The following is an 18,806-nucleotide window of genomic DNA, read 5'->3' as shown; positions in this document are numbered from 1 at the left end:
TCGCCGATCATGATGTCGATCTGGTAGTCCTCCAGCGCGGGGTAGAGGATTTCCTCCACCACGGGCGACAGCCGGTGGATCTCGTCGATGAACAGGACGTCGTTGGGCTCCAGATTGGTCAGCAGGGCGGCCAGGTCTTTGGGCTTTTCCAGCACCGGACCGCTGGTTTGGCGCAAATTGACGCCCAATTCGTGCGCGATGATGTGCGACAGCGTGGTTTTGCCCAAGCCCGGCGGGCCGAACAGCAGCACGTGGTCCAGCGCTTCCTGGCGCTTTTTGGCCGCGCCGATGAAGATTTCCAGTTGCTCGCGCACCTTGGCCTGGCCCACGTACTCGGTCAGGCCCTTGGGCCGCAGGGCGCGCTCCAGCGCCTCCTCGCGGCTGCTTTCGGGCACAGCGGACACCATGCGCTTGGGCGCGGGGGCAAAGTCGTCGGTTTCGATCGCCATGCCAGTCCCTTATTTGGCCAGCGCCTTCAGCGCCAGCTTGATGCCTTCGCTCACGCCCACCTCGGCCGGCAGCGCTTTCAACGCCGCCGCAGCCTCCTTGTCGTTATAGCCCAACGCCAGCAACGCCTGCTGGATGTCGTTGTGGGCATCGCTGTGCGCCGCGCCGCCCACCGGCCCCAGATCGGCGCCGATCTTGCCTTTGAGCTCCAGCAACAAGCGCTCGGCCGTCTTTTTGCCGATGCCCGGCACCTTCACCAGCCGCCCCACTTCCTGCGCGGTGATGGCCTGCGCCAAGTCCTGCACGCTCAGTCCGGACAACACGCTCAGCGCCATGCGCGGCCCCACGCCGGTGATCTTGATCAATTGCCGAAAGGCCTCACGTTCAGACGGCGTGGCAAAGCCGTAGAGGATCTGCGCGTCCTCGCGCACCACAAAATGCGTCAGCAGCGCCACCTTCTCGCCACTGGCCGGCAGGTTGTAAAAGGTGCTCATGGGCACATCCACCTCGTAGCCCACGCCGTGGCAGTCGATCAGGATTTGCGGGGGGTTCTTTTCCAGCAGCGTGCCGGTCAACTTGCCTATCATTGGAAGATTCCTTTTTTCGGATTATCGGTTTGATTCTTCGCCACACCTTCTCCCCGCCCGACAACGTGCGCATGGCGCACCTGTGCGGCCCCATGGACGCGCACATCCGCACCATCGAAGCCGCGCTTCAGGTCAAGGTGGCGCACCGCTTCGAGCAGTTTCGCGTTGAAGGCCCGAAGACCAAGGCCGAACAGGCGATGGAAGTGCTCCAGTCGCTGTACGAGATGGCGCGCAGCCCCATCCCGGCGGAGCAGGTACAACTCATGCTCAGCGGCGACACCGCCCTGCCCGACGCCGGCGTGGATGCGGTGGTGGTGCAGACCCGCCGTGGCGAGGTGCAGGGCCGCACCGCCAACCAGCAGCGCTACCTGGCGAACATGGCCACGCACGACATCACCTTCGGCATCGGGCCCGCAGGCACCGGCAAAACCTATTTGGCCGTGGCCTGCGCGGTGGACGCCTTGGAGCGCAGCGCGGTGCAACGCATCGTGCTGACCCGCCCGGCGGTGGAAGCCGGCGAGCGCCTGGGCTTTTTGCCCGGCGACCTGGCGCAGAAGGTAGACCCTTACTTGCGCCCGCTGTACGACGCGCTGAACGACCTGATGGGCTTCGACAAGGTACAAAAAGCCTTCGAACGCCAACAGATCGAGATCGCCCCGCTGGCCTTCATGCGCGGGCGCACGCTCAACCACGCCTTCGTCATCCTGGACGAGGCGCAGAACACCACGCCCGAGCAGATGAAGATGTTCCTCACCCGCGTCGGCTTCGGCAGCAAGGCGGTGGTGACCGGGGACGTGAGCCAGATCGACCTGCCGCGCACCCAGCTCAGCGGCCTGATCGACGCCGAACGCGTCCTCAAGCGCGTCAAGGGCATCGCCTTCAACCGCCTGACCAGCGCCGACGTGGTGCGCCACCCGCTGGTGGCCCGCATCGTGGACGCCTACGACAAACACGGCCCGAAAGACTGACATGGCCCTGCCCCCACTCACCCTGTCCCTGCAATTCGGCCGCTTCGACGGCGTGGCCGAGCACCGCGCCGCCCTGCCCCGCCACAAGGTGGAGCGCTGGCTGCGCCACGCGCTCGACGCCGACGGTGAAATCACCGTGCGCATCGTGGACGCCGAAGAAGGCCAGGCCCTGAACCGCGACTACCGCCAGAAGGACTACGCCACCAACGTGCTGACCTTCGACTACGCCACCGACCCGGTGGTGATGGCCGACCTGGTGCTGTGCGCGCCGGTGGTGGCCCGCGAAGCCGCCGAACAAGGCAAGACCCTGCAGCAACACTACGCCCACCTGCTGGTGCACGGCACGCTGCACGCCCAGGGCTGGGACCACGAAACCAGCGAGGCCGATGCGGAAGAAATGGAAGCCCGCGAAATCGAGATCCTGGCCGGGCTGGGGCTGCCCAACCCCTACTGAGCGCGGCAGCCGACACACCGGCTGCCGGCCCCGGTCAGCTCACAGCAGGCGCACCTTCACGCTGCGCCCCTTGATGCGGCCGGCCGACAGCCGGGCCTCGGCCTGCCGCGCAATGCCCCGCTCCACCGCCACGTAGGTGGAAAACTCGTTGACGTTGATCTTGCCGATCTGCTCCTTGGCGAAGCCAGCCTCGCCGGTCAGCGCGCCCAGCACGTCGCCGGCGCGGATTTTTTCCTTGCGCCCGCCCACGATCTGCAGCGTGGCCATGGGTGCGCGCAACGGTTCGCGGCTGGCGGCGGTCAGCTCGGCCAGCGGGGTCCAGCGGGTTTCGCGGCCCTGCAACTGCTCGATGCGGCCCACGCTGCCCATCTCGTCCAGGCTGGCCAGGGTCACGGCCAGGCCCTCGGCGTCGCCGCGCCCGGTGCGCCCGATGCGGTGCACGTGCACCTCGGGGTCGGGCGTCACGTCCACGTTGACCACGCAGCCCAGTTGCGCGATGTCGATGCCGCGCGCGGCCACGTCGGTGGCCACCAGCACCGAACAGCTGCGGTTGGCGAACTGCACCAGCACCTGGTCGCGCTCGCGCTGCTCCAGCTCGCCGTACAGCGCCAGCGCGCTGAAGCCCTGGGCCTGCAACACCGCCACCAGGTCGCGGCACTGCTGCTTGGTGTTGCAGAACGCCAGCGTCGATTCCGGCCGGAAGTGGTTGAGTACCTGCGACACCGCGTGCAGGCGCTCGCCCTCGCCCACCTCCACCCACACCTGGCGGATCTTGCCCGCGTCGTGTTGGGCCCGAACCTTCACCGTCTGCGGCTGGCGCATGAACTGCGCCGCCAACTGGGCAATGCCGTCGGGGTAGGTGGCGGAAAACAGCAGGGTCTGGCGCTGCGCCGGGCAGCGGCGCACCACTTTGGCGATGTCGTCGAAAAAGCCCATGTCCAGCATGCGGTCGGCCTCGTCCAGCACCAGGGTGCGCACCGCGTCCAGGCTCAGGCTGCCGCGCTCCAGGTGGTCCAGGATGCGCCCGGGCGTGCCCACCACCACGTGGGTGCCGTGTTCCAGGCTCAGGGTCTGGCCGCGCAGGGCCACGCCGCCGCACAGCGTGACCACCTTGAGGTTGCCCACCGCCCGCGCCAGTTTGCGGATCTCGGCGGTCACCTGGTCGGCCAGTTCGCGCGTGGGGCACAGCACCAGCGCCTGCGCCTGCCACTGGGCCGGGTCCAGCTTTTCGACCAAGGGCAGGCCAAAGGCCACGGTTTTGCCGCTGCCGGTGCTGGCCTGGGCGATCAGGTCCTGCCCGGCCAAGGCCAAAGGCAGGCTGGCCGCCTGGATGGCGGTCATGGCGGTGTAGCCCAGTTGGGTCAGGTTGTCGAGCGTGGCCGGTGTTAGGGGCAGCGCGGTGAAGGCGGCCCCGGCCGCGGCTTGTGCAGATGCGTTCATCGGGCGATTATCCGCCCGATGCCTCCGGTGCCCGCTGGGCGTAGGCGCGGATGGCGGGCAGGGATTGCAGGTAGTGGTAGGCGGTCTGCGCCTCGGGGTAGCGGTGTTCGGCGCCCACGGGGCAGGCGTTGCGCGCCAGGCAACGGTCCTGACAGCCCGAGTCCGCTTGCAAGCGGTGGCTCAGGCAGGCCTGCAAGCGCCACGGGCCGGTGGCCTCGCTGGCCAGGGCACCAGCCGGGCAGGCGCGCACACAGGGCTGGTCGACACAAGCCAAGCAAGGCGACTCCAGCTCCCGTTTCGGCGTCAGCGGAAAGGCCGTGTCGGTCAGCAGCACCGCGCGGTAGGCGAACCAGCTGCCCCACTCGGCGTCCACCCCCACCCAGAAGGGCGACGGCCGGTGCCAGCCGGCCAGGGCACCCAAGGCCTGCAGCCCCACCGGGTGCGGGCCGGGAAAGACCTGGCGCCAGGCGTGACCGGCCAGCGTGCCGTCCATCCAGGCCTTCACACACTCGCCCACGAAGGTGTCCACCGGGTCGCTGCCGTGCAGGCCGCGGCGTTGCAAAGCGGCCCAAAAATCGCGCCCGCGGTGACCGATCAGGATGAGCTGGGTGAAGCGCCCACGCTCGGCCTCGTTCAGGCCCAGGGTGGCCTGCACGCTGGCGGGCAAACGGTGCAGGTCGAACACCGCGTGCAGGTGCAGGCCCTGGGCAGACAAGGGGGCAAACACATCGGCAATCCCGGCCTGTGGCACCGTGGTCGATGCGCCGATATCGGCGGCAGAGGGGGCGTGCATGGTGGGGATGGGTTGGCGCTCAGGCGCCCATTTGCAGGGGGATCGTCACCGGCCCGTCGTTGACCAGATGCACCTGCATGTCGGCCGCGAACCGGCCGGTCTGCACCAGCGGGTGCACCGCCCGCGCCTGGGCCACAAAGTGTTCGTACAGCCGGCGCCCTTCGTCGGGCGCAGCCGCGCCAGTGAAACTGGGCCGGTTGCCCCCGGTCACGTCGGCGGCCAGGGTGAACTGGCTCACCACCAGCAGCCCCCCGCCCACGTCCTGCACGCTGCGGTTCATCTTGCCGGCCTCGTCGCTGAAGATGCGCAGCTTGAGGAGCTTCGCCAGCAGCTTGTCGGCCACCGCGTCGCTGTCGCCGCGCTCGGCGCACAGCAGCACCAGCAGGCCAGGGCCGATCTGCCCCACCACCGCGCCGTCCACCACCACCCGCGCTTCGCGCACGCGCTGCAACACGGCTTTCATGGCGGGCCCTCCTGGCCGTGGAAATGGGCCTCCACCCCGTCGGGCAGCAGCTCAATGGTGGCACGCAGCCCCTCCACCGCCTGCATCAGGGCGCGCTCCACCTCGCCACGCAGCTCGGCGGCGTGCGCCAGCGTCCAGTCCGGGGGCAGGTGCATGTGCACGTCCAGGTAGCAGCGCTGGGCGGCCTGGCGGGTGTGCAGGTGGTCGAAGCGCACCGAGCCGTCGGGGCGCGCGAAGCGGTCCAGCACCGCCTGCAGCCGCGCCAGTTGTTCGGGGGGCACAGCCTCGTCCATCAGGCCCTGCGCCGAGCGCCAGATCAGGTGCACCCCTTCTTTCAGGATGTTCAGGGCCACACCGATGGCGACTGCGGCGTCCAGCCACAACCACCCGGTCAGCACGGCCAGGCCCAGGCCCAGCACCACGCCGGCCGAGGTCCAGACATCCGTCACCAGGTGGCGGGCATCGGCCTCCAGGGCGATGGAGCGGTGGACGCGGGCGGCCTGGAACATGACCCACGCCAGCAAACCGTTGAGGGCCGAACTGGCCACGGACAAGGCCAGGCCCCAGTCCATCTGCTGCAGCGGTTGCGGGGCCAGCAAGCGGCCCGATGCCGCCCACACGATGCCCAGCGCTGCGGCAATGATCAGGATGCCCTCGAACCCCGACGAAAAATACTCGGCCTTGTGGTGGCCGTAGGGGTGGTCGTCGTCGGCCGGGCGGGCCGCCACGGTCACCATCACCAGACCGAACACCGCACTGGCCAGGTTGACCAGCGACTCCATCGCGTCCGACAACAAACCGACCGAACCGGTCAGGTGCCAGGCCAGGGTTTTGAGGGCGATGGTGAGCAACGCCACCCCCACCGAAGCGATCAGGAGCCGCTGGGGCGTGAGGTGCTGCAGCGCGTTCGGTGGCATGGGGCGGGTCTGGGGCCTCAGGCCAGCGTGACGCGCGCGAACTTGCGTTTGCCCACCTGCACCACATAGGTGCCGGCGTCCAGCTTCAGGCCACGGTCACTCACCACGCCACCGTCCACGCGCACGCCGCCGCCGTCGATCAGGCGGTTGGCCTCGCTGGTGGACGGTGCCAGGTTGGCCTGCTTGAGCAAGGCCCCGATGCCCAGCGGTGCGCCGCTCAGGCTCACCTCGGGGATCTCGTCGGGCACGCCGCCCTTGCTGCGGTTGATGAAGTCCTGCTCGGCCGCATCGGCCGCCGCCGCGCTGTGGAAGCGCGCCGTGATCTCCTTGGCCAGCGCCACCTTGGCGTCCTTGGGGTTGGCGCCCTGGGCAATCGCCTGCTTCAAGGCGTCGATCTCGGCCAGCGACTGGAAGCTCAGCAGCGTGTACCAGTCCCACATCAGCGTGTCGCTGATCGACAGCACCTTGGCGAACATGGTGTTCGCGTCCTCGGTGATGCCGATGTAGTTGTTCTTGGACTTGGACATCTTGTCCACGCCGTCCAGCCCCACCAGCAGCGGCATGGTCAGGATGCACTGCGGCTCCTGGCCGTACTCGGCCTGCAGGTGACGACCCATCAGCAGGTTGAACTTCTGGTCGGTGCCGCCCAACTCCAGGTCGGCCTTCAGCGCCACCGAGTCGTAGCCCTGCATCAGCGGGTACAGGAACTCGTGCACGCTGATCGAGGTGCCGGCGGTGAAACGCTGGTGGAAGTCGTTGCGCTCCATCATGCGCGCCACCGTGTACTTGGCCGCCAGCTGGATCATGCCCATGCTGCCCAGTGGCAGGCACCACTCGCTGTTGTAGCGGATCTCGGTCTTGGCCGGGTCCAGCACCAGGCTGGCCTGCTTGTAGTAGGTCTCGGCGTTGGCCTTGATCTGCTCAGGCGTCAGCGGTGGGCGGGTGCTGTTGCGGCCCGACGGGTCGCCGATCAGGCTGGTGAAGTCGCCAATCAGAAAGATGACCTGGTGCCCCAGGTCCTGCAGCTGGCGCATCTTGTTGAGCACCACCGTGTGGCCGATGTGGATGTCGGGCGCGGTCGGGTCCAGCCCCAGCTTGATGCGCAAAGGTTGGCCGCTGGCCTCGCTTTTTTGCAGCTTCTTGACCCAATCGGCCTCGGGGATCAGCTCCTCGCAACCGCGCCGGGTCACGGCCAGGGCGTGTTGCACCGCTTCGGACAGCGGCACGGTGGACGGAGCGGGTTCGGCGGCTTGGTGATCGTTCATAAGGGTTATTCCAGATGCGTCAAGGGGCGCAGCCGGTACAATACTTGTTGGTTTAGACGTGGATTCTAGTTGGCCTGCTTCTTGCTGCCACAGCCCCTGTCAACACAACGGCCGGCTTCCCGCCGTTGCCCCACCGAATGTAACCCCTTGCCGGTGCCCGCGCTGCCCCAGCGTGTCGCCGGCCTTTTGTGCCCGACACCTGCATGAACGAATTGGCCCAACGCATCAAGCTCGCACTGCAGCGCCACCCCAAGCGCTTCATGGGTGGCCTCGGCGCTTTGCTGCTGGGCACGGGTGTCACCGCCTTTGGCATTGCACCGATCGACGACAACCTGGACCTGCTGCCCGTGCGGCAGCTGGTGGAGCCGGTGCAGCCGGCGGCCCTGGTGCCTCAGGACGCCTTGTCCGCCCCGGTGCCTTTCGTCCTGTTCCGCAGCGACGTCACCCGCCGCGACGACAGCGCCGTCAGCCTGCTGCAGCGCCTGGGCGTGAGCGACGCCGAATCCAGCGCCTTCCTGCGGCGCGACGCCGCTGCGCAAGCCCTGTTCCAGGGCCCGGCCGGCAAACTGGTCATGGCCGAAACCGACGAGGCCCAGCGCCTGGTCCGCCTGACGGCACGCTGGCTGCCCAGCGACAACAGCGACACCTACCGCCGTCTGGTGGTGGAGCGCACCGTTGCGGGGCTGGTCGCCCGCGTCGAAGCGGCCGAATTCACCACGGCGGTGCGCCTGAGCAGCGGCACCATCCGCAGCTCGCTGTTTGCCGCCACCGACGCGGCCCGCCTGCCCGACGGCGTGGCCACGCAACTGGCCGACCTGTTCTCGGGCGAGATCGATTTCCGCCGCGACCTGCGCGCCGGTGACACCTTCAGCGTGGTGTACGAGGCCCTGGAAGCCGACGGCGAGGTGCTGAAGTACGGCCGCCTGCTCAGCGCCGAATTCGTCAACCAAGGCAAATCCCACCAGATGCTGTGGTTCGAAGAGCCCGGTCAGAAGGGTGCCTACTACACCTTTGAAGGCCAGAGCCTGCGCCGCGCCTTCCTCGCTTCGCCACTGGCTTTCTCGCGCGTCAGCAGCGGCTACGGCATGCGCTTCCACCCGATTTCGGGTGGACGCAAGGCCCACTTGGGGGTCGACTACGCCGCCCCCACCGGCACCCCGGTGCGCACCGTGGCCGACGGCGTGGTCGAATTCGCCGGCTGGCAGCGCGGCTACGGCAACGTGGTTTACATCCAGCACCGCCAGAACAAGACCACCGTGTATGCCCACCTGCACCGCATCGACGTGCGCAAGGGCCAGAAGGTCAGCCAGAGCGATCTGATCGGTCTGGTCGGCTCCACCGGCGCCTCCACCGGCCCCCACCTGCACTTCGAGTTCAAGGTCGGTGGCCAGCACCAGGACCCGCTGAACATCGCGCGCAGCAGCGAAGGCCAGCCCATCGCGGCCGGTTCGCGCAAGGCCTTTGCCGAAGTCGCGGGCGCGATGCGCCTGAAACTCGCGTCGGCGGCCACCGTGGTCCAGGCCAGCGCCGACTGACCCCCTCCGCGCCCATGCGCGAGCACTGCATCGGCCTGATGTCGGGCACCTCGCTCGACGGGGTGGATGGCGTGCTGATGGCCTTCGAGGCCGATCGCGCCCAGCCACTGGTCGCGGCCCATGCCCCCATGCCGCCCGAGCTGCGCGCCGCCTTTCTGGCGCTGAACCAGAGCGGACCCGATGAGCTGCACCGTGGCCAGGTGGCCGCGCACCAACTCGTGCACTTGTACGCGGGCGTGGTCCACGACCTGCTGACACGCAGCGGCCTGTCCAGGCGCGACGTGCGCGCCATCGGCGCCCACGGCCAGACGGTGCGGCATGCACCGCCGGGGCCCCAGCAAACCACGCCCTACACCCTGCAACTCAACCAGCCCGCGCTGTTGGCCGAACTCACCGGCATCGCCGTGGTGGCGGACTTTCGCAGCCGCGACCTCGCGGCCGGCGGCCAAGGGGCGCCGCTCGTGCCCGCTTTCCACCGCGAAGTGTTCGGCCGCGCCGGCACCTCGGTCGCGGTGGCCAACATCGGCGGCGTGGCCAACCTCACCGCCCTGCCGGCCGACGGTCGGGTGCTGGGCCTGGACACCGGCCCGGGCAACGCCTTGATGGACGAATGGTGCCAGCGCCACACCGGCCAGTGGTACGACGACGCGGGCCGCTGGGCGGACAGCGGTCAGGTCCACCGCGGACTGCTGAAAAGCCTGCTGGACGAGCCGTATTTCCAGGCCCGAGGCCGCAAAAGCACGGGCCGCGACCTGTTCAACACCGCGTGGCTGGAACAGCACCTGGCGCAGCACCCGCCGCTGCCGGCGGCCGACGTGCAAGCCACCCTGCTGGAACTGACCGCCCACAGCCTGGTCATGGGCATGGAAGGGCTGGATTGGGGCCCCACACCGCCCGAGACGCTGCTGGTTTGCGGAGGGGGGGCCCGAAACACGGTACTGATGCAACGCCTGGCGCAACACCTGCCGGGCTTACGGGTGTCCCGTACCGATGCCGTGGGCTGGCCCGTGGACCAGGTAGAGGCCGCGGCGTTTGCTTGGCTGGCCCACCGCTGCCTGCAGGGCCTGCCGGGCAACGAGCCGCAGGTCACCGGCGCCGCCGGCCCCCGGGTGCTGGGGGCGGTGTACCCAGCCTGACGCAAAACCGCCGACCGGGTCGCCTCAGGGCGTCAGACGCTGAAGCTGGAACCGCAGCCGCAGGTGGTGGTGGCGTTCGGGTTCTTGATCACGAATTGCGCACCCTGCAGGTCTTCCTTGTAGTCGATCTCGGCGCCCACCAGGTACTGGTAGCTCATCGCGTCGATCAACAGCGACACGCCGTTTTTGCTCATCTCGGTGTCGTCCTCGTTCACCACCTCGTCGAAGGTGAAGCCGTACTGGAAGCCCGAGCAACCGCCGCCCTGCACGAAGACGCGCAGCTTGAGGTCGGGGTTGCCTTCCTCGGCAATCAGGTCGGCCACCTTGGCCGCGGCGCTGTCGGTGAAGACCAGCGGAGCAGGCATTTCGGTGTCGACGTGTTCGGCAAGAGCGCTCATGGTGCAAATTCCACTCAGATACAGATGGGCCAAATACTATAGCAAAAGGGTCAGGCATTGAAGCCGGCGGCCATTCCCAGCACCCCCGTCAGGGTTTTTGGGGCGCCCGCTGGCGGCCTGGCCACAAAAAAGCCGCCCTGGCACGAACCAGCGCGGCTTTTGAACCACCCACCACGGGGCACAGGCCCTGTGGCGGGCGCAGGTCCCGGCGAATCAACGCTTGGAGAACTGCTTGCGGCGGCGTGCGGAACGCAGACCGACCTTTTTACGTTCGACTTCGCGGGCGTCGCGGGTCACGTAACCGGCGGCGCTCAGGGCGGGCTTGAGGGCCGCGTCGTAGTCGATCAGGGCGCGGGTGATGCCGTGACGCACCGCACCGGCCTGGCCGGATTCGCCACCACCGTGGACGTTGACCTGGATGTCGAAGGACTCGACGTTCTCGGTCAGCACCAGCGGCTGTTTGGCAATCATGATCGAGGTCTGACGGCCGAAGAACTGCTCGATGTCCTTGCCGTTCACCGTGATCTTGCCGGAGCCTTTTTTCAGAAACACGCGGGCGACGCTGGATTTGCGACGGCCGGTGCCATTGTTCCAATCACCAATCATGGCGGCTCCTTAGATGTCCAACACTTGGGGTTGCTGGGCAGTGTGCGGGTGCTCAGCACCGCCGTACACCTTGAGCTTCTTGATCATGGCGTAGCCCAGGGGACCCTTGGGCAGCATGCCTTTGACGGCCTTTTCCAGCGCGCGGCCGGGGTGCTTGGCCTGCAGGTCGCGGAAGTTGGTGCCGTAGATACCGCCGGGGAAGCCCGAGTGACGGTAGTACATCTTGTCCAGGGCCTTGGTGCCCGTGACTTTCAGTTTGGCTGCGTTGACGATGACGATGAAGTCGCCGGTGTCGACGTGAGGGGTGTAAATGGCCTTGTGCTTGCCGCGCAGACGGCGTGCCACTTCGCTGGCGACACGTCCGAGCACCTTATCGGTGGCGTCAATCACAAACCACTCATGCACCACCTCAGCGGGCTTGGCGCTGACGGTTGCTTTTTGCATGGTTTTTCTCTCTGAGAAAAGGTTTGGCGGGCCCTTTTCCACGGTCGGTGTTGCTCTGTTGGCAACCTCTTAGGTGGGGTTTGGCCCGTACAGGCCACTTCGCCGCGGAGCCCAAAAATCGCTGCGAAGCCTTCCATTATAAGACACCGTGAAGCGGTGCGCAAACCTCTGATGAACCGCCCGGTTTCGGTGCATCTGCCTACAATCCGGGTTTTCCCGAAATGCACCAGGTTGGACACCGCGGTGCGCCTTCACACGATCCCCCCACGCCCCATGTACCACCAACTCGCCTACATCGCCCTGGCCGCCGCCCTGTCGGTCGCCGCCTGCAGCAAAACCGAAGACACCGCCGCGCCGGCCAACCCCGGCGGCACCGCCCTGGTGGTGAAAATCGGCCACGTGGGCGCCACCAGCGGCGCGGTGGCGCACCTGGGTAAAGACAACGAAAACGGCGCGCGCATGGCGATCGAGGAACTGAACGCCGCCGGCGTGAAGATCGGCGAGCAGACCGCGCGCTTTGAACTGGTGGCCGAAGACGACGCCGCCGACCCCAAGCAAGGCACCGCGGCCGCCCAGAAACTGGCCGACGCCCAGGTGAACGGCGTGGTCGGCCACCTGACCTCGGGCACCACCCTGCCGGCCTCGCAGATTTACAACAGCGCGGGCATCCCGCAGATCACCCCCTCGTCCACCAACCCCAAGCTGACGCGCCAGGGCTACGCCGGCGCCTTCCGCCTGGTGGCCGACGACGTGCAGCAAGGCAGCGCCATGGGCCGCTACACGGTCGAGTCGCTGCAAGCCAAGACCGTGGCGGTCATCGACGACCGCACCGCCTACGGCCAGGGCCTGGCCGACGAGTTCGAAAAGGCCGCCACGGCGGCGGGCGCCCAGGTGGTGGCGCGCGAGTTCACCAATGACAAGGCGACCGACTTCAACGCCATCCTGACCAGCATCAAGGCCAAAAAGCCGGACGCCATCTTCTTCGGCGGCATGGACGCGGTGGGCGGCCCGATGCTGCGCCAGATGCGCCAGCTGGGCATGCCGGCCAAGCTGGTGGGCGGCGACGGCCTGTGCACCGGCGAAATGATCCAGCTCGCGGCCGAGGCCCTGGGCGACGGCCAGGTGTACTGCGTCGAAGCCGGCGGCGTGGACGGCGACGAAGTGGCCCTGTCCGAGAAGTTCCGTGCCGACTACAAGGCCAAGTACAACCTGGAGGTGCAAGCCTACGCCCCCTACGCCTACGACGGCGTGAAGCTGCTGGCCCAGGCCATGGAAACCGCCGGATCGGCCGACCCGGCGCAATACCTGCCGGCGCTCAAGGCCATCCAGTACCAGGGCGCTTCCGGCAAGATCGCTTTCGACGCACAGGGCAACCGCCAGAACGCCGCCCTGACGCTGTACACCTTCAAGGCGGGACAGCGCGAACGCCTGGCCGTGATCCGCTGACCCAGAACCGGCCCGGGCGCTGCCCCGGGCCGTTGGGGTCATGGGGTACCATCCGCCCCATGTTCAGTTACCGTCACGCCTTCCACGCGGGCAACCACGCCGATGTGCTCAAGCACATGACGCAGGTGGCCCTGTTGCATTACCTCGGCCAGAAAGACACCGGCCTGACCGTGGTGGACACCCACGCCGGGGCCGGCGTGTACCGGCTGGACCAGGACCATGCCCGCACCTCCGGCGAATCGGACGCGGGCGTGTTCCGCCTGCAGGCCGCCGCGCGGCAGGCCCAAGCCCAGGGCGAAGGTGTGCCCGAGATGGCCCAGGCCTACCTGGCGCAGGTGCAGGCCTTCAACCCCGGCGCCCAGTGGCGCACCTACCCCGGCTCGCCCTGGATCAGCCAGGCGCTGCTGCGTCCGCAAGACAAACTCAAGCTGTTCGAGGTGCACCCCACCGACGCCAAGCTGCTCGACAAGCAGGTGGCCGAACTGGGCCGGGGCAAGCAGATCGAGGTGCTGCGGCGCAGCGGCTTCGAGGGCCTCAAAGGCCTGCTGCCGCCACCCACCCGGCGCGGCCTGGTGCTGATGGACCCGAGCTACGAACTCAAGACCGACTACCAGGCCGTGGTCGATTGCCTGGAGGACGCGCTCAAGCGCTTCCCCACCGGCACCTACGCGGTGTGGTACCCGGTCATCGCCCGGCCCGAGGCGCACGCCCTGGCGCGCAAGCTCAAGAGTTTGTCCACCCGCGCGGGCCGCGCCTGGGCCCAGGCGGAACTCAACGTGGGCCTGACGCCCACCGAGGGCACCAGCACCCAAGTGGCCCAAGGGCGTTCACACACCGCCATGCGCGCCAGCGGGATGCACGTCATCAACCCACCCTTCACCCTGGCCGCGCAATGGCGCGAGACCCTGCCCTGGGTCACCCAGGCCCTGAAAGAAGCGACCGGTTCCGGCTGGACCGTGGAACACGGCCAACCCTGAGCCCGGCCGCCCTCACGGCGGGTGGGCCGGCAGCGCCCACAGCTGCACCTCGGACACCCCGTGGCGCTGGATGCCCAGCGCCACCGCCGCGGCGTGGCTCAGGTCGACGATGCGGCGGGCCAGGTGCGGGCCTCGGTCGGTGACGCGCACCACCACCTCGCGCCCCGTGCGCAAACTGCGCACCACAATTTCGGTGCCGAAGGGCAAGGTGGGGTGGGCGGCGGTCAGGGCGTGCCGGTTGTAGCGCTCACCGCTGGCCGTGCGCCGGCCGTGGAAGCGCTGGTGGTAAAACGAGGCCAGCCCTTGCTGCAAGGGCTGGGGCGCCGGCTGCGGGCCGGCCTCAGCCTCAGCCTCAGCCTCAGGCAGAGCTTCAACGCCGACATCAACGTCTGCCACCGCGGCTTCGAGGCCCGGCGCCAGGACCAGGGCCGTGGCCTCGGGCAGGGCTTGAGCGGCTGCCGCCGCGGCCAGCCAACACACCCACCCCAGGGCCAGCCCAGACCCCACGCGGCCCATCCGCACGCTTCAGCCCAGGCCCAGGCGGTCGCAAATCGCCAGCGTGGCTTCGCTCTGGTTCATGGTGTAGAAGTGCAGGCCGGGCACGCCCGCGGTGCGCAGTTGGTCGCACAGGTCGGTCACCACGTCCAGGCCAAACGCCTTGATCGATTCGACGTCGTCGCCATACGCCTGCAGGCGCAGGCGGATCCAGCGCGGCACCTCGGCGCCGCAGCTGTCGGCGAAGCGCAGGATGCCGCTGGCGTTGATGATGGGCATGATGCCCGGCACCACCGGGATGTCGGCGCCCTTGGCGTAGGCGTCGTCCACAAAGCGGAAGTAGGCGTCGGTGTTGAAGAAGAACTGGGTGATGGCCGAGTTGGCCCCGGCGCGCACCTTGGCCACGTAGGCGTCCACGTCGGCCTCGGGCGACTTGGCCTGCGGGTGCATTTCGGGGTAGGCGGCCACCTCCAGGTGGAAGTGGTCGCCGGTTTCGGCGCGGATGAACTGGACCAGATCGGCGGCGTACCGGAACTCGCCCATGGCACCGTAACCGCTGGGCAGATCGCCGCGCAAGGCGACCAGGCGGCGCAGCCCCATGCGCTGGAACAAGGCCAGCTTTTCGCGCACCGACTCGCGGGTGGCACCGACGCAGGTGAAATGCGACGCGCCGCTCTGGCCTTCGTCCAGAATCGCCTGCACGGTTTGCAAGGTGCCGTCTTGGGTGGAGCCGCCCGCGCCGTAGGTCACCGAACAGAATTCGGGCCGCTTGGCGTACAGCTTCTCGCGCACGGCGCGCAACTTGGTCGCGCCTTCCGCCGTCTTGGGCGGAAAAAACTCAAAACTCAGGGGCAAGCCCATACGAAAAACTCCCGGTTGCCATCACCGCCGGTGATGGCGCTTTCAAAATAGGCCCGCAGGGTGAGGCCGTTCGCGGCGCAGGCTTGCGCCATGCGCGCCTGCACCTGCGCGTAGCGGCTCGCGTCCTTGACCAGACCGCCTTTGCCAATGTCCTGCGGCTGCAGCTCGAACTGGGGCTTGACCAGCATCAGCAGGCCGTTCCCCCCGGGTCGCAGCAGCGGCACCAGTGCCGGCCACACCAGCGTTTGCGAGATGAAGGAGAGGTCCCCCACCACCAGGTCGAACGGCCCGGTGGCCTGGGCCCCGGCGGCGGCCTGCAGGCGCGCGGCCGACAGTTCGCGGGCGTTGCATTTCTCCACCGCCGTCACGCGCGCGTCCTGGCGCAGGCGGGGGTGCAACTGTCCCTGGCCCACGTCCACGCCCACCACCTGGGCGGCGCCGTGTTGCAGCAAACAATCGGTGAAACCGCCGGTGCTTTGGCCCACGTCCAGGCACACCGCCCCATGCACCGGCACCCCGGTGTGGCGCAGGGCGCCCTCGAGCTTCAGGCCCCCGCGCGACACATAGCGCGACTCGGCGGCATCGGTCAGGGCCAGCTCGGCATGGGCCGGCACCGCCTCGCCGCTCTTGGCCACGGGGCGCCAAGCGCCTTCACCCGCGGCGGGCAGTCGCCAGCGCACCCCCGCGGCGATCAACCGCTGGGCCTGCGAGCGCGACGCGGCCAGGCCCCGTTCGACGAGCAACTGGTCCGCGCGCATGGCCGGTCAGTAGCGGTAGGTGTCGGGCTTGTACGGGCCCTGCTTGGGCACGCCGATGTAGGCGGCCTGCTCGTCGCTCAACTCGGTCAGCATGGCGCCGACCTTCTTCAGGTGCAGGCGCGCGACCTTCTCGTCCAGGTGCTTGGGCAGCACATAGACCTTGCCCACGTCGTAGCCTTCGGGGTGGCAGAACAGCTCGATCTGGGCGATGGTCTGGTTGGCGAAGGAGCTGGACATCACGAAGCTGGGGTGGCCGGTGCCGCAACCCAGGTTCACCAGGCGGCCTTTGGCCAGCAGGATGATGCGCTTGCCGTCCGGGAAGATCACGTGGTCCACCTGGGGCTTGACCTCTTCCCACTGGCACTTCTCTTCGAGCTTGGCCACCTGGATCTCGTTGTCGAAGTGGCCGATGTTGCAGACAATGGCCTGGTCTTTCATGGCGGCCATGTGCTCGTAGGTGATGACGTCGCGGTTGCCGGTGGTGGTCACGAAAATGTCGGCCTTGTCGGCGGCCCACTCCATGGTCACGACCTTGTAGCCTTCCATCGCGGCCTGGAGGGCGTTGATGGGGTCGATCTCGGTCACCCACACTTGGGCGCTCAGGGCACGCAGGGCTTGGGCACTGCCCTTGCCCACGTCGCCGTAACCGGCGACCACGGCCACCTTGCCGGCGATCATCACGTCGGTGGCGCGCTTGATGCCGTCCACCAGCGACTCGCGGCAGCCGTACAGGTTGTCGAACTTGGACTTGGTGACCGAGTCGTTGACGTTGATGGCGCGGAACATCAGCGTGCCCTTGGCCGACATTTCCTTCAGGCGGTGCACGCCGGTGGTGGTCTCTTCGGTCACGCCGATGATCTGGGCGCTCTTGCGGCTGTACCAGGTGCTGTCCTCGGCCAGCTTGGCTTTGATGGCCGCAAACAAGATGCGCTCTTCATCGCTGCCGGGGTTGGCCAGCACGCTCTGGTCTTTTTCGGCCTGCTTGCCCAGGTGCATCAGCAGCGTTGCGTCGCCGCCGTCGTCCAGAATCATGTTGGGGCCTTCGCCCTCGGTGCCCTTGGCGCCGAAGTCGAAGATGCGGTGGGTGTAGTCCCAGTAGTCGACCAGGGTTTCGCCCTTGACGGCGAACACCGGCGTGCCGTTGGCGGCGATGGCGGCGGCGGCGTGGTCCTGGGTGGAGAAGATGTTGCACGAGGCCCAGCGGACTTGCGCGCCCAAGGCCTGCAGGGTCTCGATCAGCACCGCCGTCTGGATGGTCATGTGCAGCGAACCGGTGATGCGCGCGCCCTTCAGGGGCTGCTTGGCCGCGAATTCCTCGCGAATGGCCATCAGACCGGGCATTTCGGTTTCGGCGATGCGGATTTCCTTGCGGCCCCACTCGGCCAGACCGATGTCGGTGATGGCGCAGTCGGCGTTCACGGGGTGTTTCAGGGATGCGTTCATGGTGGCTCCAAAGCACAGCTTCGCGGACGAAGCGTCGTCAAAAAACCACTGACTCGGAGAAAAAGGAACTCACCGCACGGCCAGTGGGTGAGCGTCGTTGCGGATGGAGGCCAAGCGCGGCTTGACCGACTGCCGAGCCTCGCGTCCCGTGGGCCGGATCACCCGGGTGTGGACGCTGCAACGCTCCTCGGCAGACCTGTATTATAGAGAGAGGTACGGCAGCTTGCCAAGCGAGCGCCGGGGAGTGCCTCTCTATAATCGCCCAAACCCCAGCCGGACCCCGCCTTGAGCCAGCCCACGCCCACCCCTCCCAACGCCCTGTCCCTCGTGGCCGCCGACATGCGGGCCGTGGACGCGGTGATCCAGCAGAGCCTGAGCAGCGACGTGCCGCTGGTGGGCCAGGTGGCCGAATACATCATCGGTGCCGGCGGCAAGCGGGTGCGCCCCGCCCTGCTGCTGCTGCTGTGCGGCGCACTGGGTTGCACCGACCCGCGCCGGCACAGCCTGGCCGCGGTGGTGGAATTCATCCACACCGCCACCCTGCTGCACGACGATGTGGTGGACGAATCCACCCTGCGCCGCGGCCGCGACACCGCCAACCAGGTGTTCGGCAACGCCGCCAGCGTGCTGGTGGGCGACTTCCTCTACTCCCGCGCCTTCCAGATGATGGTGGACGCGGGCAACATGCGCATCATGCAGGTGCTGGCCGACGCGACCAACGTGATCGCCGAGGGCGAGGTGCTGCAGCTGATGAACATGCACGACGCCTCGCTGGACGAGCAGGCCTACCTGCGCGTGATCCGTGCCAAGACGGCCAAGCTGTTCGAGGCCAGCGCCCGCCTGGCCGCCATCCTGGCGGGTGCCGACGCCGGGCTGGAAGCCCGTTGCGCCGACTACGGCCAGGCCCTGGGCGCCGCCTTCCAGGTGGTGGACGACGTGCTGGACTACGAGGGCAACGCCGCCGAGCTGGGCAAGAACCTGGGCGACGACCTGCGCGAAGGCAAGGTGACCCTGCCCATCATCTGCACCCTGCGCCGCTGCGACCCGGCCGACGCGGCGATGATCCGCGCGGCCATCGAGCAGGGCGACACCGCGCAACTGGACGAGATTTTGCGCGTCGTCAAGGACAGCGGCGGCCTGGAAGACGCGCGCCGGGCGGCCATGGCCGAGGCGCAACGTGCGATCGACGCGGCACGTGCACTGCCCGCGAATTTTTACGCCGAAGGTTTGGTACAATTGGCGGCTGTTCTGTTGGAGCGACGCTCCTGAGAACCCATCGGGGTGTAGCTTAGCCTGGTAGAGCGCTACGTTCGGGACGTAGAGGCCGGAGGTTCGAATCCTCTCACCCCGACCAGGAATTCTTTGACACATCG

The 18,806-nt window shown here is 67.9% G+C and carries 21 protein-coding genes, 1 tRNA gene and 1 riboswitch; of the genes, 8 read left to right on the top strand and 14 right to left on the bottom strand.

Annotated features, from left to right (window positions below; genetic code table 11):
* Together HA630_RS09230 and ruvA are read right to left on the bottom strand one after the other, a co-directional pair.
* Positions 1-449: AAA family ATPase (locus HA630_RS09230; RefSeq protein WP_166834253.1), on the bottom strand; the 449-nt coding region annotated here is incomplete at its 3' end.
* 9 nt (positions 450-458) lie between these two features.
* Positions 459-1,034, bottom strand: a complete 576-nt coding sequence (gene ruvA, locus HA630_RS09225; RefSeq protein ID WP_166834251.1) for a Holliday junction branch migration protein RuvA — start codon at positions 1,032-1,034, stop codon at positions 459-461.
* Positions 1,035-1,063: 29 nt separating this feature from the next.
* Here ruvA and HA630_RS09220 point away from each other — a divergent pair, with 29 nt between their 5' ends.
* Positions 1,064-2,002, top strand: a complete 939-nt coding sequence (locus HA630_RS09220) for a PhoH family protein (protein ID WP_166834249.1) — start codon at positions 1,064-1,066, stop codon at positions 2,000-2,002.
* A gap of 1 nt (position 2,003) precedes the next feature.
* Positions 2,004-2,456, top strand: a complete 453-nt coding sequence (gene ybeY / locus HA630_RS09215) for an rRNA maturation RNase YbeY (RefSeq protein WP_166834241.1) — start codon at positions 2,004-2,006, stop codon at positions 2,454-2,456.
* A 39-nt stretch (positions 2,457-2,495) separates the two neighbouring features.
* On the opposite strand, the gene dbpA is transcribed toward ybeY, so the two are convergent.
* The 5 genes from dbpA to tyrS are packed head-to-tail and all read right to left on the bottom strand — an operon-like array spanning position 2,496 to position 7,334.
* Positions 2,496-3,896, bottom strand: coding sequence for an ATP-dependent RNA helicase DbpA (gene dbpA / locus HA630_RS09210; protein WP_166834200.1), 1,401 nt, complete (start codon positions 3,894-3,896; stop codon positions 2,496-2,498).
* Between the two features lie 7 nt (positions 3,897-3,903).
* Positions 3,904-4,689, bottom strand: coding sequence for a hypothetical protein (locus HA630_RS09205; RefSeq protein ID WP_208300045.1), 786 nt, complete (start codon positions 4,687-4,689; stop codon positions 3,904-3,906).
* A gap of 19 nt (positions 4,690-4,708) precedes the next feature.
* On the bottom strand, positions 4,709-5,152 hold the full coding sequence (gene dtd / locus HA630_RS09200) for a D-aminoacyl-tRNA deacylase (protein ID WP_166834201.1): 444 nt from the start codon (positions 5,150-5,152) through the stop codon (positions 4,709-4,711).
* Positions 5,149-6,069, bottom strand: coding sequence for a cation diffusion facilitator family transporter (locus HA630_RS09195; protein ID WP_166834203.1), 921 nt, complete (start codon positions 6,067-6,069; stop codon positions 5,149-5,151). The genes dtd and HA630_RS09195 overlap by 4 nt, the downstream gene beginning before the upstream one ends.
* Before the next feature lie 17 nt (positions 6,070-6,086).
* The gene (tyrS, locus tag HA630_RS09190; RefSeq protein WP_166834205.1) at positions 6,087-7,334 is read right to left on the bottom strand and encodes a tyrosine--tRNA ligase; all 1,248 of its coding nucleotides are present in this window, start codon (positions 7,332-7,334) and stop codon (positions 6,087-6,089) included.
* 203 nt (positions 7,335-7,537) lie between these two features.
* On the opposite strand from tyrS, the gene HA630_RS09185 reads away from it, so the two are divergent.
* Both HA630_RS09185 and HA630_RS09180 read left to right on the top strand, forming a co-directional pair.
* Complete coding sequence (locus tag HA630_RS09185) at positions 7,538-8,869, top strand: M23 family metallopeptidase (RefSeq protein WP_166834207.1); 1,332 nt, start codon at positions 7,538-7,540, stop codon at positions 8,867-8,869.
* Between the two features lie 14 nt (positions 8,870-8,883).
* Positions 8,884-10,005, top strand: coding sequence for an anhydro-N-acetylmuramic acid kinase (locus HA630_RS09180; protein WP_166834209.1), 1,122 nt, complete (start codon positions 8,884-8,886; stop codon positions 10,003-10,005).
* A gap of 32 nt (positions 10,006-10,037) precedes the next feature.
* On the opposite strand, the gene erpA is transcribed toward HA630_RS09180, so the two are convergent.
* From erpA to rplM, 3 genes are all read right to left on the bottom strand, one after another.
* Entirely contained in the window at positions 10,038-10,403 is a 366-nt protein-coding gene (gene erpA, locus HA630_RS09175) for an iron-sulfur cluster insertion protein ErpA (RefSeq protein ID WP_166834211.1), read from the bottom strand.
* 213 nt (positions 10,404-10,616) lie between these two features.
* Positions 10,617-11,009 (bottom strand): 30S ribosomal protein S9, encoded by a 393-nt coding sequence (gene rpsI / locus HA630_RS09170; protein WP_166834212.1) that lies wholly within the window; start codon positions 11,007-11,009, stop codon positions 10,617-10,619.
* 9 nt (positions 11,010-11,018) lie between these two features.
* A complete protein-coding gene (gene rplM / locus HA630_RS09165) occupies positions 11,019-11,453 on the bottom strand; it encodes a 50S ribosomal protein L13 (protein WP_166834214.1) in 435 nt (144 codons plus the stop codon).
* A 273-nt stretch (positions 11,454-11,726) separates the two neighbouring features.
* Here rplM and HA630_RS09160 point away from each other — a divergent pair, with 273 nt between their 5' ends.
* On the top strand, positions 11,727-12,899 hold the full coding sequence (locus tag HA630_RS09160) for a branched-chain amino acid ABC transporter substrate-binding protein (protein ID WP_166834216.1): 1,173 nt from the start codon (positions 11,727-11,729) through the stop codon (positions 12,897-12,899).
* Between the two features lie 59 nt (positions 12,900-12,958).
* Entirely contained in the window at positions 12,959-13,876 is a 918-nt protein-coding gene (locus HA630_RS09155) for a 23S rRNA (adenine(2030)-N(6))-methyltransferase RlmJ (RefSeq protein ID WP_166834218.1), read from the top strand.
* 12 nt (positions 13,877-13,888) lie between these two features.
* On the opposite strand, the gene HA630_RS23575 is transcribed toward HA630_RS09155, so the two are convergent.
* From HA630_RS23575 to ahcY, 4 genes are all read right to left on the bottom strand, one after another.
* On the bottom strand, positions 13,889-14,188 hold the full coding sequence (locus HA630_RS23575; RefSeq protein WP_243855420.1) for a septal ring lytic transglycosylase RlpA family protein: 300 nt from the start codon (positions 14,186-14,188) through the stop codon (positions 13,889-13,891).
* Between the two features lie 213 nt (positions 14,189-14,401).
* On the bottom strand, positions 14,402-15,232 hold the full coding sequence (metF, locus tag HA630_RS09145) for a methylenetetrahydrofolate reductase [NAD(P)H] (RefSeq protein WP_166834220.1): 831 nt from the start codon (positions 15,230-15,232) through the stop codon (positions 14,402-14,404).
* On the bottom strand, positions 15,217-15,990 hold the full coding sequence (locus HA630_RS09140; protein WP_166834222.1) for a TlyA family RNA methyltransferase: 774 nt from the start codon (positions 15,988-15,990) through the stop codon (positions 15,217-15,219). Before HA630_RS09140 ends, metF begins: the two co-directional genes overlap by 16 nt.
* 6 nt (positions 15,991-15,996) lie before the next feature.
* Positions 15,997-17,433, bottom strand: a complete 1,437-nt coding sequence (gene ahcY / locus HA630_RS09135) for an adenosylhomocysteinase (RefSeq protein ID WP_166834224.1) — start codon at positions 17,431-17,433, stop codon at positions 15,997-15,999.
* Between the two features lie 82 nt (positions 17,434-17,515).
* Positions 17,516-17,628: riboswitch (S-adenosyl-L-homocysteine riboswitch) on the bottom strand.
* Between the two features lie 90 nt (positions 17,629-17,718).
* Between ahcY and HA630_RS09130 the strand changes: the two genes are divergently transcribed.
* Positions 17,719-18,702 (top strand): polyprenyl synthetase family protein, encoded by a 984-nt coding sequence (locus HA630_RS09130; protein WP_371809234.1) that lies wholly within the window; start codon positions 17,719-17,721, stop codon positions 18,700-18,702.
* A gap of 8 nt (positions 18,703-18,710) precedes the next feature.
* Positions 18,711-18,787 (top strand) — tRNA-Pro (locus HA630_RS09125).
* The last annotated feature ends 19 nt before the right edge of the window (positions 18,788-18,806 follow it).

It is taken from the genome of Aquabacterium sp. A08, assembly GCF_011742065.1.
This window is presented reverse-complemented; position numbering and strand designations above follow the sequence as displayed.

Excerpts from the sequence above, each read along its gene's own strand:
- ruvA (WP_166834251.1), bottom strand. The coding sequence starts at position 1,034 with ATGATAGGCAAGTTGACCGGCACGCTGCTGGAAAAGAACCCCCCGCAA.
- ybeY (WP_166834241.1), top strand. The coding sequence starts at position 2,004 with ATGGCCCTGCCCCCACTCACCCTGTCCCTGCAATTCGGCCGCTTCGAC.
- dbpA (WP_166834200.1), bottom strand. The coding sequence starts at position 3,896 with ATGAACGCATCTGCACAAGCCGCGGCCGGGGCCGCCTTCACCGCGCTG.
- HA630_RS09205 (WP_208300045.1), bottom strand. The coding sequence starts at position 4,689 with ATGCACGCCCCCTCTGCCGCCGATATCGGCGCATCGACCACGGTGCCA.
- dtd (WP_166834201.1), bottom strand. The coding sequence starts at position 5,152 with ATGAAAGCCGTGTTGCAGCGCGTGCGCGAAGCGCGGGTGGTGGTGGAC.
- HA630_RS09195 (WP_166834203.1), bottom strand. The coding sequence starts at position 6,069 with ATGCCACCGAACGCGCTGCAGCACCTCACGCCCCAGCGGCTCCTGATC.
- tyrS (WP_166834205.1), bottom strand. The coding sequence starts at position 7,334 with ATGAACGATCACCAAGCCGCCGAACCCGCTCCGTCCACCGTGCCGCTG.
- HA630_RS09185 (WP_166834207.1), top strand. The coding sequence starts at position 7,538 with ATGAACGAATTGGCCCAACGCATCAAGCTCGCACTGCAGCGCCACCCC.
- HA630_RS09180 (WP_166834209.1), top strand. The coding sequence starts at position 8,884 with ATGCGCGAGCACTGCATCGGCCTGATGTCGGGCACCTCGCTCGACGGG.
- erpA (WP_166834211.1), bottom strand. The coding sequence starts at position 10,403 with ATGAGCGCTCTTGCCGAACACGTCGACACCGAAATGCCTGCTCCGCTG.
- rpsI (WP_166834212.1), bottom strand. The coding sequence starts at position 11,009 with ATGATTGGTGATTGGAACAATGGCACCGGCCGTCGCAAATCCAGCGTC.
- rplM (WP_166834214.1), bottom strand. The coding sequence starts at position 11,453 with ATGCAAAAAGCAACCGTCAGCGCCAAGCCCGCTGAGGTGGTGCATGAG.
- HA630_RS09160 (WP_166834216.1), top strand. The coding sequence starts at position 11,727 with ATGTACCACCAACTCGCCTACATCGCCCTGGCCGCCGCCCTGTCGGTC.
- HA630_RS09155 (WP_166834218.1), top strand. The coding sequence starts at position 12,959 with ATGTTCAGTTACCGTCACGCCTTCCACGCGGGCAACCACGCCGATGTG.
- metF (WP_166834220.1), bottom strand. The coding sequence starts at position 15,232 with ATGGGCTTGCCCCTGAGTTTTGAGTTTTTTCCGCCCAAGACGGCGGAA.
- HA630_RS09140 (WP_166834222.1), bottom strand. The coding sequence starts at position 15,990 with ATGCGCGCGGACCAGTTGCTCGTCGAACGGGGCCTGGCCGCGTCGCGC.
- ahcY (WP_166834224.1), bottom strand. The coding sequence starts at position 17,433 with ATGAACGCATCCCTGAAACACCCCGTGAACGCCGACTGCGCCATCACC.